The organism is Alteromonas sp. AMM-1 (genome assembly GCF_047290655.1).
Classification (GTDB): domain Bacteria; phylum Pseudomonadota; class Gammaproteobacteria; order Enterobacterales; family Alteromonadaceae; genus Alteromonas; species Alteromonas mangrovi.
On the sequence record NZ_JBLBUE010000089.1, the window covers coordinates 1 to 14460 of the forward strand.

General features: G+C 49.7%; 12 protein-coding genes. 1 reads left to right on the forward strand and 11 read right to left on the reverse strand.

Going from position 1 to position 14460, the window contains the following annotated elements; all coding sequences use genetic code 11:
* The 6 genes from ACLR2L_RS13405 to ACLR2L_RS13430 all read right to left on the reverse strand — a co-directional run.
* The coding region (locus tag ACLR2L_RS13405) for an FAD-dependent monooxygenase (RefSeq protein ID WP_413368681.1) at positions 1-528 on the reverse strand (528 nt) is incomplete at its 3' end.
* A 4-nt stretch (positions 529-532) separates the two neighbouring features.
* Entirely contained in the window at positions 533-880 is a 348-nt protein-coding gene (locus ACLR2L_RS13410; RefSeq protein WP_370242238.1) for a Rieske (2Fe-2S) protein, read from the reverse strand.
* Positions 880-1815, reverse strand: a complete 936-nt coding sequence (locus ACLR2L_RS13415; RefSeq protein ID WP_413368682.1) for a VOC family protein — start codon at positions 1813-1815, stop codon at positions 880-882. Before ACLR2L_RS13415 ends, ACLR2L_RS13410 begins: the two co-directional genes overlap by 1 nt.
* A gap of 28 nt (positions 1816-1843) precedes the next feature.
* Positions 1844-3001 (reverse strand): alpha/beta hydrolase family protein, encoded by a 1158-nt coding sequence (locus tag ACLR2L_RS13420; RefSeq protein ID WP_413368683.1) that lies wholly within the window; start codon positions 2999-3001, stop codon positions 1844-1846.
* 49 nt (positions 3002-3050) lie between these two features.
* Positions 3051-3848, reverse strand: coding sequence for a cyclase family protein (locus ACLR2L_RS13425; RefSeq protein ID WP_413368684.1), 798 nt, complete (start codon positions 3846-3848; stop codon positions 3051-3053).
* Complete coding sequence (locus tag ACLR2L_RS13430; protein WP_413368685.1) at positions 3841-4830, reverse strand: fumarylacetoacetate hydrolase family protein; 990 nt, start codon at positions 4828-4830, stop codon at positions 3841-3843. Before ACLR2L_RS13430 ends, ACLR2L_RS13425 begins: the two co-directional genes overlap by 8 nt.
* A gap of 230 nt (positions 4831-5060) precedes the next feature.
* Between ACLR2L_RS13430 and ACLR2L_RS13435 the strand changes: the two genes are divergently transcribed.
* On the forward strand, positions 5061-5972 hold the full coding sequence (locus tag ACLR2L_RS13435; protein WP_413368686.1) for a LysR family transcriptional regulator: 912 nt from the start codon (positions 5061-5063) through the stop codon (positions 5970-5972).
* 60 nt (positions 5973-6032) lie between these two features.
* On the opposite strand, the gene ACLR2L_RS13440 is transcribed toward ACLR2L_RS13435, so the two are convergent.
* The 5 genes from ACLR2L_RS13440 to ACLR2L_RS13460 all read right to left on the reverse strand — a co-directional run bounded on the left by ACLR2L_RS13440 (position 6033) and on the right by ACLR2L_RS13460 (position 14181).
* On the reverse strand, positions 6033-8345 hold the full coding sequence (locus tag ACLR2L_RS13440) for a TonB-dependent receptor (RefSeq protein WP_413368687.1): 2313 nt from the start codon (positions 8343-8345) through the stop codon (positions 6033-6035).
* Positions 8346-8797: 452 nt separating this feature from the next.
* The gene (locus ACLR2L_RS13445; protein ID WP_413368688.1) at positions 8798-9961 is read right to left on the reverse strand and encodes a Gfo/Idh/MocA family protein; all 1164 of its coding nucleotides are present in this window, start codon (positions 9959-9961) and stop codon (positions 8798-8800) included.
* A gap of 24 nt (positions 9962-9985) precedes the next feature.
* Entirely contained in the window at positions 9986-11230 is a 1245-nt protein-coding gene (locus ACLR2L_RS13450; RefSeq protein ID WP_413368689.1) for a sugar phosphate isomerase/epimerase family protein, read from the reverse strand.
* A gap of 23 nt (positions 11231-11253) precedes the next feature.
* Complete coding sequence (locus ACLR2L_RS13455; protein ID WP_413368690.1) at positions 11254-12483, reverse strand: MFS transporter; 1230 nt, start codon at positions 12481-12483, stop codon at positions 11254-11256.
* 24 nt (positions 12484-12507) lie between these two features.
* Positions 12508-14181: a GMC family oxidoreductase gene (locus ACLR2L_RS13460; protein ID WP_413368691.1), complete on the reverse strand. Its 1674-nt coding sequence runs from the start codon at positions 14179-14181 to the stop codon at positions 12508-12510.
* Between the last annotated feature and the right edge of the window lie 279 nt (positions 14182-14460).

A 14460-nucleotide genomic window follows, 5' to 3' on the forward strand; every position in this document is an offset into this window, starting at 1 on the left:
GGGGGCGGCAGCATCTGGGAATAAGTGATTGCGCACTTTTGAATAAACGCCGTCAGCACCCACTACCAGATCATATTGTTTGGTGGTGCCATCAGTGAAAGTGACTTCTACACTGTCACCCAGATCATTAATAGTTTCAAACGTGATACCTAAGCGCACATTGGTGCTGGTGCTGCGGGTTTTATTGGCCAGGATTTTTGCCAGTGCCGGGCGCATAATTGCACCACCACCGGGTAGTCCTTCGCCTAATGGTGGCGCAGGAATATGTGCCAGATGCACGCCATGCGGCGCAAACACATCCAGCCCACCATGACCGCTACCGGCCTGCAGGTATTCGTCCATGATGCCCAGTTGCTTGAAAGCACGCATAGTCGCGCCGCCAATGCTGATCCCGGCACCATCGGTACGCCAGTTTGGATCGATTTCAACTAAATCCACCTCAACACCGGCTTTGCTTAACTCGATGGCCGCAGACATGCCTGAAAAGCCACCACCAATTATCAGAACATTGTTAATACAGTTGCTCATTTTCCTAGTCCTCCAGAGTGATCCATAAATAGCCGTCGGCTTCGCAGATCACGGGTATCGGTCGCAAAGACTCACCTTTGCAAGGACCGGAAGTACATAGTCCAGACCGAATGTTAAACAGTGCGCCATGTGCAGCGCATACGATGTTGTCACCTGCAGCATCCAGGTATTCGTCTTTTTTCCATGGCAGGCTGGTGTCGCCATAGTGCGGACATACATCGGCATAGGCGTAGTAGTAACGGTCTTGCCTGACCACGAAAATGGTGTCAAAGCCATGCCGCTCGGGGTCAAACCCTTGGGCACAGAAATCGGGAATATCGTCTTCGCGACACAGCCTGACACGCTTGCTCATTACGCCCCCGCTTTAGGCGGTGGCGGACCCATTGGCGCCCATTTTTCGCGATATTGCAGCAGGAACACCTGGGAATTGTCAGCGCCAGGCATGGCTTCCCGGGCAGCCCATTGCTCGTCGTGCAAGTCCATGTCTGCATCGAATTCCATGTTGCAGCCAAACGGGCTCTTGAAGTACCAGAACCAGTTTGAACCAAAGATATGGCGGCCCGGGCCCCAGAAGCTTTGATAACCTTTATTCACCATGTTGGTACCCGCTGTCACAACGTCAGTAGGCCCGCCCATATGGAAGGTAAAATGCTCAATGCCTTTCATATGCGGTGGGGTTTGAATAAAGAACACGGTATGGTGATCCTGAGTACCAGCCGGGCGCATAAATGGGCCCACATGGGTGAAGCGATCGGTAGTGACAAATCCAAGACGGTCGCGGTAGAACGCTTCCTGTTTAGGCGCGTCCGGCACAAAGTACACCACGTGTGACAAGGTACGTGGTTTAGGCGAGTCTTCTTTAGATACCGCTATCTGGTTTACGCCGCGTTGCGCGGGTGCCCCCGGTGCATTAATGGTTTCCGCTGGCATATCCAGCACCTGACGCACCGTTACCTGAAAGCCCAGCACAAAGCCATGATCGTCTTTGGATTCAATGCTGCCATCGTCGAACCGGGTGACGTCACGGTCTTTTTCCAACTCTGTGGCAATCGCATCCACAGTGTCCTGATCCGCTACACCGTACACGGTTTTGCGCAGCATAGTGCCGGTTTCCATGGCCGCAGGTAATGCATCATCGTGCTTGCTGCGGATTTCAATGCCGGTGCCATCCAGGGCAACAAAACGGTGTTCACCGCTGGCAGTTAAACCGTAATCGCTGGCAAACTGGCGGCAGGCATCGACGTCATCCACGCCAAATACCAGTAAATCGGGTCCAATAATATTCATGGTGTTCTCCGGTGTGTTACGCGCCAGCTTATGCAGTGCGCGCATTGAAGTTTTCTGCTACCCAGTCCGCAATGTACTGGCCGGCATTGATACTGTTATCAAAGCTTGAGTGCTGCACGCCGCCCTCGCGTTGAGTGAAAATCTTTAATTCACGTTTTGGGCTGTTAACTAACTGGTCGTAAGTGCGCTGTGCCCATTTCAGTGGAATTTGCGAGTCTTTTTCGCCATGGGTAACCAAAAACGGCACTTTGATTTTTTCGATCTGTCCGTCCAGGTGCACGTTCTCGGCAATCTGCATAAACTCGTCGATGTCTTTTGCTCCCCACACCCAGCAAACGTGCTGCCAGTAGTGCGGTACCGGGAAGTCGCCTTCTTTTTCCAGACGGCGTTTTTGTACGTCACGCCAGTCGTGGTTGGCACCCCATACCACACCCAGTGCGATACGCGGCTCGTTGGCTACTGCGCGCGGGCAGTAGTAGCCACCCAGTGACACGCCTTCCATACCAATGCGGCTGTTATCCACTTCCGGATGTTGCTCCAGCCAGTCGACCACTTTTGACGCCCAGTGTTCACTGTCGTAGCGAGCAGTAAAGTTCTGTAAACGCAAGGCTTCACCGGTACCAGGCTGATCAACGATGAGCGATGACACACCGCGCTTAGCCAGCCACTCAGGCAATCCCACGCGGTACTTCATTTCTTTAGTAGAATCCAGGCCGTTTACCTGAATGAGAATGGGTGCTGGGCCTTCTACCCCTTCGGCTTTCACATACAACGCCGACAGGTGCTTGCCTTCATAGGGGATCTCAACGCGCTGGCAGTTTTCTTTGCCCAGCGCCACACTCTTTTGGAATAATTCCAGTGAGCGTTTATACAGATCCAAACGCCCTGGCGCATTGTGACCTTGCAAACGCTCACAGGTGATCAGATAGCTTGATGCACGCTTGTACTTTTCGCCGGCAGACAGTAAACGTCCGCGTTCGATATCTTCTTCTGCCAGGCCACACAGCTTGTCAGCCATGTTTGCCCAGGTATTGCGAAATGCCTGGGTACCCTCTTTGTCGGGTTGTTTAGCGGCCTCTTGTAAAGGCGCGCACATTTCTTCGATTTCGCCGATCCGTGCGCCCATTTCTATGGCTAAATCAACTGACAGGTTCCACACGTAATTGGTTGGAAAATACTTAAACATTGTTTGTCCTCATGGGTTCATCCCTCTCTTACACCGGAGGGATTCATGATTAGTTTGTTACTTTGGGTACAAAGGCGACTGCCCGCACGAAGCCAGCAGAAGCATGTTTGATTTTGTAAGGGAAACAAGAAACCCAGAAGCCCGTTGTGGGCAAGGCTTCCAGGTTGGAAAGCTTCTCCATCTGGCCGTAACCAATATCCCGGCCGGCCTTGTGGCCTTCCCAGATAATTGAGGCATCGCCCGACTCGGCAAAGCGCTCACGGGTAAACTTGAAAGGCGCATCCCAACTCCAGGCATCTGTGCCTACCACTTTTACACCGCGCTCCAGCAGGTACATGGTGGCATCGCGACCCATTCCTACACCGGCTTCCAAATAACCAGGCTGTCCAAATAACGCACCAGCACGGGTATTCACTACTACAATATCCAGCGGTTGAAGCACGTGACCGATTCGGGCCAGCTCAGCATCTACTTCATCAGCAGTAACTACATGACCATCAGGCAGATTGCGAAAATCCAGCTTAACACCAGCCTGAAAACACCATTCAAGCGGCAATTCATCAATGCCGTAGGCAGGCTTACCGCCATCGGTAGTGGAGGCGTAATGCCAGGGCGCATCCATATGCGTGCCGCTGTGAGTGGTTATTTGTAACCGCTCCGCCGCCCAGGATTCATTGCCGGGTAACTGGTCTAGGGTAAGCCCCGGGAACATGGCTTCCATCTCTGGCCAGCCCTGCTGATGATCCATGTAGTCAATTTTGGGCAACAATGGCGGAGGATCGGTGTTGGGGTTGTTGTCGAGGGTGACCGACAAATCAATTAAGGTAAATTGAGCAGGATTAAACATGTTGATTCTCCACAACCACGTGCTGGCGAATTTCACCAAACAGACTATTACCGGCGTCATCCGTCGCTTTTAGCGTGACGACTTCGCCGTGTTGTAAAAACAGGGTGCTGGGTGCACCGTTGGCAATCATTTCTTTTGCGCGAAGCTCGGCAATACAAGCCTGCCCCACAGACGGATCTTCATTTGACACCGTGCCCGACCCTACAACCGTGCCGGGGTGTAACGAACGGGTAAGCGCAGCGTGCGCAATTAATTCGTCAAAACCAAAATGCATTTCTGCCCCATGAGGCGTACCGAATTTTTTGCCGTCACGGTGAATAACCATGTTCAGGTGAACCCGGGCGTTCTGCCAGTGGCAGCCAAGCTCATCCGGTGTAACTGCAATGGGAGCAAAGGCAGTGGCCCCTTTGGCCTGCACAAAGCCGAATCCGGTTTTCATTTCACGTGGCGCCAGCGCCCGGTAACTGATGTCATTGAGCATCACAACCAGGCGAATTGCCTGCAGAGCCTGCTGCGGGGTACTCCCCATAGGCACGCGGTCGGTGATCACGGCAAACTCGCCTTCAAAATCAGCGCCGTGTGCCGCACTGGCAACCACTATGTCATCTTTAGGGCCGCTGAAATTGTCGCCAGCGCCCTGATACATCAGCGGGTACTTGTCGGCATCCTCAATGGGGTCAAGATGAAAGGCCTTTTGCATCAGATGCCCGTGATTCATAAAGCACGAGCCATCCAGCCATTGCCATGCACGTGGCAGCGGTGCATCCAGGGTCAACTCACCCAGCGACTGCGTATTTTCCAGCGTGCCGGCATTCAATGCGTCATACCGCACCTGCAGTTCAGGCGCGCATCTATCCCAATTATTCAGCGCGTCCTGTAGTGTGGCCGCGATGTCGCCAACCGACACCGTAGTGCAGAGATCCCGGGAAACCAGAATGAGTTCGCCATCGGGGTGTGATGTTCTTTTGGTTGCAAATTTCATGACACAGCCTGTTCAATATTCAATTTATAATAAAATTAGAATGCTAGTTATCATAATTGAAATTTAACAATTATGAAACAATTAGTAAAAGCGATGTTAATGCAGTAGAATGAATTGATAAAATTGAAAGTATTGATTACTTCTATCGAATTGGTAAATACATTAACATTCTAATAGCTTTACTCACACCGATAGAAAAAACACCGTAACGTTTCACTGAGGTATTGCTTGTGCGTGTTGAACAGCTTGATCTTAACTTATTGTTGGCACTGGAAATTTTACTTGAGGAACAGAATATTACCCGCTCTGCCGAGCGCCTGCACCTGTCTCAGTCTGCCACCAGTAGCATTTTAGCCAGATTGCGCAGTTATTTTGAAGATGACTTACTCGTGCAGGTTGGCAGGCAAATGCAACCTACTCCCTATGCGCTGGAGCTGGAGGCGCCGGTAAAACAAATATTAGGCATAGTGCGAGCGTCTATAACCAGTAAACGACAAAATAATCCAGAGCTAAGTCAGCGTCATTTTAGAATCATCGCTTCAGATTATATCACTCAGGTAGTGATCTGCCCTTTACTGGCAAAAATCAATCAACTGGCGCCTGCCGTTACCTTTGAATTTTTAACACCATTCAGCCACGGTGCGGAGCTGCTGGCCAAGGGGGGCGCGGATTTCTTTATTTCTCCTGAAGCCAGAATGATAGACACTTATCCACATGAATTTCTGCTCGAAGACGAGCTGGTATGTATTGGCGATCCGGCGTTTTATCCCGGTCAGGACGCAATAACAGAAGACGCTTTTTTTGCCACCGGTCATGTGTCTGTGGGCTTTGAACGTATTAGTCGCTTTAGTTTTGAAGACTGGTTTAAAGAAAACCTGGGCCATGAACGCAAAATTGAGATCATCAGCAATGACTTTAACACGCTGTGTCTGTCGCTCATTGGCACGCCCCGATTAGCTATGATCCCGGCCAAGTTCGCGGAACAACAATTGAGCCGGTTACCCCTGAAGCAATTCGACATTCCGTTTACCCCGCCCAAATTACTGGAATACGCAGCCTGGCACCCCACTCTGGATGGCGATCCTATGCACCGCTGGCTCAGAGAATTAATTTTTACTTCGCTGAAATCAGCGCAATCCTGATTGTAATAAAAAAAACCGGCGCACGAGGCGCCGGTTTGACTTCACACAATGACACAGAAATTAAAAGAAGTTGTAAGACACCTTCAGACCAAACGTTCTTGGCGCGCCGAATGACCACAGCTGCACGTCTGCTGGGCCCGCTGCGGTGTAGGTGTAATAGCTCACCGGACTTTCGTTTTCGATGTTGCGAACGTACAACATGGCTTCCCAGGTTTCGTCTGACGTGGTGAACTTCAGCGTAGCATCGGTTTGCGTGTACGCATCCTGCTGGCTGTCACGGTCGTTAAACGGTGACAGGAAGTAATCACTCTTATAGCGGGTAAAAATACTGCCTACCAGTGACCCAGCTTCCAGCTCCCAGTAATGGTCGTAAGACAACGTAATGATCCATTCAGGCGCGTTTGAAGGCACATTGCCAGCCAGACTAACCAACTCACCGTCAACTTCACTTACTGCGGTTGTACTACAGCCACCCAGACACTGTACTGGTATTGCACCAGCGAATTCAGTGTACTCTGCATTCAGGTAGTTCAATGACACAGCAAGACTATCCGACTGAGTTAACCAGGTATCATAAGTACCTTCCAGCCCCCAAATACGGGCTTCACCGGCGTTGAATACCTGACCACCTTTGTTGGTATCCAGCAAAATAGCTACCTGCAAATCGGTGTAGTCGTAATAGAATGCAGAACCAGTAATATTGTAATCATCGCGGTCCAGTTTCAGGCCAGACTCAAATGAATACAGTATTTCAGGGTCATAAATTTGGCCAGTACTGTCGAAACCACCCGCTTTATAGCCTTTACTGATCTTACCGTAATAAAGGCTATCAGAATCGGGCTGATAGTTCGCACCCAGCGTCCAGGTAAATTCGCTTTCTTCCGATAACAAGTCACTCACTACTGCACCAGCGGTATCAATAGGACGAATCGTTGGATTTTCGTCAAAGGTTAAACCGCCAGGCAAGTTAGTTTGGGTAGCAGACTTGCGGTCCTTGGTATAACGACCACCCGCCACAACGGTAACCGTATCACTTACCGGTACATCAACCTGACCAAATACTGCGGTAGATTTAGATTCAACATCCGGACGATAGAACGTATTTGCCCAGAAGCCTTGGGGACCATTCGGGTAGGCACCGATGTACACTAACAACGCCGAGTTTACGTCCTGATCTTCCTGGAACTGGAATACCCCACCTTGCCAGAAGAATCGATCTTCGCCGCCACTAAAACGCAGTTCATGGCTGGTTGTTTTGATGTTGGTATTGCGATAGAAAATATAGTTTGGATGCAAGGCTTCATCGGCATCCACAGTACTGTCGCGATAGCCGCCGCGATAGCTGATTGTCATCGCATCCATACGGTAGTCGATTTGCGCACGCAGCGCGTCACCATCGACTTTGTGGAATGCAAATCCAGCCGTTGAAGGTGCAGCGAAGTTCTCACGATCCACACTGGCTAAATTGTTGGTTTTTGAAGGAGTACACAGTACTTCACCATTTACCGTGGCGATTTCTTCCCAACCAGCCGCAACATTACACTGCCCATTTCCGTCGTCAGCCTGACCGGTGACGTTTGCATCAACTGCTGCAAAAAATGGCGCTTGCTGCTCTAATGAATTTGTTTCAAAAGCAAAATATGCTGAGAGGTTATCTGATGGCTCCAGTTGCAAACCAATCCGTCCTGCCTGAACATCTTTGTCACCTGATTTTAAGCCAGCGGCTTCATGGGTTCTGAATCCGTCGTGTTGTGAGGAAAATCCGGCTACACGAACTGCTGCCATATCGCCCAGCGGTATATTTAACGCACCGGTAAATTCACGCGAATTGTAGTTGCCTACATCGGCAGAGAAGTCGCCATTGAACTCACCAATTTCGGGCTTATTGGTAATGATATTCACTGCACCGCCTGTGGCATTGCGACCATACAAGGTACCTTGTGGGCCGCGTAATACTTCCACGCGCTGAATATCAAACATGGCCGCGTTCATTACACGAGGACGGTTTATATATTCACCATCAATACTGATAGTGAGTGACTGGTCGGCTGCTTCATCGTTACTTTCGGTACTGATACCGCGCAGAGAAACCCGCGTGGAAATGGAGTCATTCGCGGTAACAAAGTCTGGTGCAACGCGGCTTAATGACTGAATATCGCTTACCCCGGCATTTTCCAGTAATTCGGCACTCACCACGTTCATCGAAATTGGAACGTCAGAGGCAGACTGAACGCGGTTTTGCGCGGTCACTTCAATCACTTCTAATTCTTGCTTGGAACCTGACTGCTCGGCTTCCTGTGCATAGGCACCGGCCGACAGTGCCATTAGCACTGCTGTAGATAAAATGGCTTTCTTATGATGTGTATTCAACATGAAACACCCTCTTGTGTAGGCATTGGTGTATCAACCTCGATTATATGTGAAGTCCTGTCATTCAGGATCTTGTAACTTCACATCCCTTTCCCAGCCACCCACACATGAATGCGAATGACCATTCATATTTAACCACAAGATAAAATTAGATCAACAACAATTACACAAATAAATAACAATAATTTATGTGCTCACACCAAACATACATAAATAAACCTTATTTATCATTATTTTATAAAATTTGATTTTTTTGTAAATTTCATTACAAATACATATTGTTAATTAGAATTAACAATCTTATTTTTAAAATAAGGGGAGTCATCAGTAAAAGTTATAGGTGGAATTGATTGCGCAAATACGAAAGGGAGGAAATCGGTAGCGCAAATGAAAAAAGCAGGTGCGAACTCATCAGTCGCAACCTGCTTTTGTAAATGATGATAGTGACGCAGCGCTCAAATAATCTGCCAACAGGCTCCTTTTTCGGCACTGCTTACAGCGGCTTCAATAAATCGCATTCCTCGCAGTCCATCAGCAATCCCCGGATAACCACCCTGAGGCTGCTCATCCCGCGCGACGCGGCGAATGTCCTCAATAAACAGTTTGTATAACCCCGCTAAGGATTCGAGAATCCCCTCCGGATGCCCACCTGGTGTTCTGGTTAGATGCAACGCCTGCTCAGAAACCAAACTGACAGCAGTTCGCAAGGATTGCCTTGGTTTGCCCTGTTGCGTAAACCACAAGGTATTGGGCTCTTGCTGATGCCACTCTATGGCCGCTTTGGCACCATAGATACGAATTGCCAACGCATTTTCCTCACCACACGCTATTTGCGAACACACCAGCGTACCCTTGCCGCCACCAGACAACCTGATCAGCATATTGGCATCATCGTCGAGTTGGCGTCCGGTACCGAATGAGGTTAAATCTGCACAAATTTGGTCAATGGTTTCACCGGTCATGAACTCCACCATATTGGCAGCATGTGTACCAATATCGCCAACACAACAACTGATCCCGGATCGCGCAGGATCAGTGCGCCACGACGCCTGTTTATTGGCATCCGGCCCCGATTCCAATGCCGACATGAGCCAGTCCTGGTTGTACTCAACCAACACTTTGCGAATCGCCCCCAGCTCGCCATTGGCGATTTTTTGCTTCGCCTCGTGCACAGCGGGATAGCCGGTATAGGTATGCGCCAACCCGAAAATTACCGGATGCTCTTGAAGCGCTGCTTCAATTGCCTTCGCTTCTGCCAGATTCATTGCCAGTGGCTTTTCGCACATCACATTAATACCCGCATTGATAAAGGCAATGGCTACCTCTGCGTGTAAGTGATTTGGCGTAGCAACAATTACAAAATCAATGCCATCTTCCCGGGCAGCTTCCTGCTTAGCCATTTCGTGAAAGTCGCTGTAGCTGCGCTGTAAATACCAGGCTTTGGCACTGTCGTGCGCCACGGCTTCTCGCGACGACAACGCGCCGGCAACCAGCACCGCCTGACCGTCGAGTTGCGCAGCCATACGGTGCACGGCACCAATAAATGCACCACTGCCCCCGCCTACAATTCCCGCCCGTAAAGGGCGTTGTTGCAGACTGTTTTGATAAGTCAATTCCATACTCACTCCATATAGCCCGTTGCGTTAAGAACGGTAGGCTTCGCGCCCTGTCCCTTGCACAGGAATGTTTAATCCAGGCAGCATCTCATGCTGTATGCTGTACATCGCGGCGGCAGCTTCATCGATGGCCCTGCAAAAATCCACCGAACCTTTTAACAACGGTGCCAGCTTGGTGCGGTCCTGAATACGCGCTGCCGGATATTCATGTTCAACAACCAGATAGGTATTGGCAATATCCAAATCGAGTAGTTCTCGTGCTGCCAGTTGATGGTCTAGCCAGTCGACCGAGCGATTTTGCAAATAAGCCAGCGGATCGTGGCGTGCAGTGCCGGGCAACTCATGCTCACACAATACGGTTTGTTTTTTCCAGGCATGAATTAAATCTGCTGGATTGTCTGATGGCTCGCCATTCACACAATCGCCACGTTGCATTGTTTGACCGCCGTAGCCCCAGGCAGAGACCCCTTTAGCGTCGATAACCTGCCCTTTTACGTGGAAGCCGGCAATTAAGAATCCATAGCCTTCATCTTTTAAATACTGGAACATCGACCGGGTATCCTGCCCCATCAGCACAGAATGAGACGGGTCGTAATGGATACGGAACTGCTCGCCCACACCGTGCTTCTCACAGATACGGTGCAGCGCTATCCAGGTAGCGGGCGTGTAGGCAATATTATTGTGCCACCGATCCGTTGGATTCCAGCCTGGCATTGGGCATTGCTCAACCCGGTAAGTAAGCCCTCGGGCTTTAGCTTCTTTGAGTAGCGGAATAAACTGCTCTTCAAACATGATCAAATTCTGATCCATCGACAACTGGGTATTGCGACCCACAAAGCCGCACACAGCGTCGGTACCCAGTAAGGTTGCTGCGTCGAATACCTTTAGCATAAACTCGTGTTTGGCATTGCGTTCGGCATTGCCATGCACCAGCATATTGTCGAAGTACGCAAGATCCGACAGGCCAACACCAGTGTGACGCATAGCGGCTAACACCCGGTTAGCCCGTTCGGCATTGAATGCGTCCCGCAAGTCCAGGGTATTGGCTACCGGATCAATCAAGGCTTCGGGTGGCACATCCGCAAGGCTGGGATGTATTGCTGCCGACAATTGAATATTCGGGCAAGCCATTTCGCTGGCAAACGCCAGCCAGTCTTCAATCGCTTTGTCAGGATCCGCATCGCGAATATCGCGCGGGGTTAATTCCTGCAACGCCGCAGTGAGAATACTCAGCTTCATATGTTTAGGCTGATAACTGATGGGTGTTGTCATTATTGTCTCCTGTATCTCATGCATTAAGATTGCGCCAACCGATTGGCTCGCAGTAACAGCATTATGGCACACGCTGCTAACAGTGCAGCAATTACAAACGGAATACCCGGATACACCGGATAGGCATTACTTGGTGTGGTAAACAGATGAAACAGCCAGGGTAAAGTTAAAGGCGTAATGATTGCGCCAACACTTCGGGTTGCCGCAAAAGCGCCCTGCAACGTGCCCTGACTGGATGGATCGGTATGTGAAGACATATAGCTCATTAACCCCGCGTTGGTCATAAAGCCCATTGCACTGGGAATGATAAACGGCAGCAACCAGTACTGATTACTGATCACAGCAAATGCAACTGAACCTATCAGCAAGCCTACCATGCCAGTAAGACTGGCCGCCAGATCGCCGAATCTCTGCGAAATCCTACCAACGGCGATGCCCTGGGCAATGATACTCACTATGCCGTACATCCCCATGGACAAGCCAATTTCTTTCGGCGTCCACTGGAACTGATAAGCAGTAAAGTAAGGCCACACCGTCGGTACGGTATTCAATGCAATATGTAAGCAAAGAACTACCACCAATAAGCGAGGAATTTGCCTGTTCACACTTAACTGCATAAATACGCCCCACGGACTGGCATTCACCAGCTTAAAAGGTCGGCGTAAGTGTTTTGCAAGGGATTCTCTGAATACGAAGAAACCTAATAAAGCATTAGACAGCGTAAGTAGTGCTGCTACAAATATGGGTGTACGCAATCCATACTCCGCCAGCAACCCACTGAGTACCGGTCCAAACATAAACCCCAGTCCGAAAGCCGCGCCCAATGAACCGTAGCGCTTAGCCCGGTTTTCCTTCGCCGTGATATCAGCTATAAAAGCACCGGCCACTGCAGGCGTTGCACCGAACAAACCCGCCAGAGCCTGAGCTAAAAACAGCCATTCAATAGAGGGGGCAAAGCCCATAAGAAGATAATTGATACCAAAAGCGCTAAACGACACCAATAATACGGGTCTTCGCCCAAACGCATCACTCAACGCCCCCAATAATGGCGTTGCAAAAAACTGAATAGTGGCAAACAAGGCAATAATTGCCCCGCCGTACAGCGCCGCTCCGGAAATATCCACATCAGCCAATTCCCGGATAAGATCAGGAATAATAGGTGCCAGCAATCCGTGTCCCATTGCATCCAGAAACACCGAGACCAGCACAAACCACATGGCAATTTTGGGGTTCGACTGGCCACTGTTCCTCACATCTGGTACTCCATTGTAAGCCCCTTAAACTGCTTTGGTCAGATTTGCCGAGCCGTTGTATTCACTTGCAATGAATTCAGCAGCTCTGGCCGTTAACGCCATAGTGGTAAGCGTTGGACCACCGGCTCCGTTAGACACAAAGCAACTGCTGTCGGTAACAAACAGGTTTGGGATGTCCCAGCTTTGGTTGTATTTATTTAATACTGACGTACTGGGGTCGTTACCCATTCTGGCACCGCCACACTCGTGAATGGCCGAGCCCAGCGCCAGACTTTTCTGATAGGACAGTTTAAACATAGTACGCTCGAACCAGCTCGCATTAGGCATCAGGTTGTCGCGGTTATGAATATCCAGAATGCTGGCAGCAATCTCAATGTTCCACCCCATGGTATTGACCATTTCCAGAATCGCCGCCATTTGCGCTTTGGCCATGCGACGCTCGTTGTCACCCATACGAATATCAATATTGGCAACAGGTATACCCCAGGCATCTTTTTTACGGCTATTCAGCGTTATGCGGTTTTCCTTTGCGGCGAGCATTTCACCCTGAACTGTTAAGCCGAATAACGTAGGAATGTGGTTCGGTACAGGAATACGCCCTACCATGCCCTGAATGTTAAAACCGCGAATAAAATCGTACTGGCTGGAATCGGTCAGGTTTTGGAAGCGCGGAATGTAGAAACCGCCGTGATTATCACCAGGGTGTTTGCCGTCTACCAGTTCAAAACCGGTTGCACCAGGCACTGAACCGAATACCACGCCATTGGTTTGATCCATAAAGTACTGACCCAGTACCCCGGAACTATTGGCAAGTCCCTGAGGGAATTTTGACGTGCCGGAATTCAGCAACAGCCGCACGGTTTCAATGGTTGATGCGCACAACATCACCACATTGGCGCGAACCTCATGCTGTTGCTTGGTCTCGCGATCAATAAAGGTAACGCCACTGGCATTGCCGGTAGCCGGGTCAATATTGACTTTGCTCACTACGCTGTTTGGGCGCAGGGTAAGATTGCCGGTAGCGGCTGCCGCAGCAATAGGTGATGTGGTGTGGGTTTTCCCTTCAGCATCGGCGCGAGTTGCATCAGTAGCTACGTAGCGCCAGGGCGTAAATTTCCGCTCTGGCCATTTGTCTTGTACTGTATTATGAAACTTCTGTTCGAAACTACTTAAACCGGCTTCTTTACTGAATTGTCCATCCGGCAGGTTGGCGATGTTGTCTTTTCTGCCGGTGATTTTCAGGAATGACTCCACGCTGTCGTAATAGGGCACCAAATCCTGATATTCGATTGGCCAGTCATCGCCATAGCCATCGTGACTAGCGGCTTTAAAGTCGTAATCTGACATACGAACAGCCACTCTTCCCCACGACTGAAAACGTCCGCCTACCTGACGACCGCGGATCCACAGAAAAGGATCGGCTGACGTTGTATAGGGGTTTTGCAAGTCGTTGACGAACAATTCTCTCTTATCTGGAGAAAACCAGGAGCAGCGTGCCTGAGTGTGTTGACCTGTTGCCCCTGCTGCGATTCGGTCCCAGGTATTCACTTGCCGCTTTAAGCCCGGACGCTGGAAAATCGCTTCGTCTAACGCTGGGCCAGCTTCCAGCAATAACACTTTGAGTCCCTTTTCGGTCAGTTCCTTTGCGGCAATACCGCCCGTCGCGCCCGATCCTACAACAATAGCATCATAGTTCATGTTCTTATTCTCAACTTCGCTCTCAAAATTTTATAGAATTTTAATTCTAATATTTTTCAGTTGCAAGTGACGAACGCAAATATTTTTACACATACTCTTAACAATCATATAGTTACATCTTCAAACCGAGTTCATAAGCGACTGTATTTCAAAGATAAAACAAATAAAAGAATACAAAAAACAATATTAGAACTATTGTTTTAATATGAAAAAATGTTAAATTTCAGATCACCATATTAGAAAGAGGGATCAATCATGACTCTGGAAGCCAGTGTAATA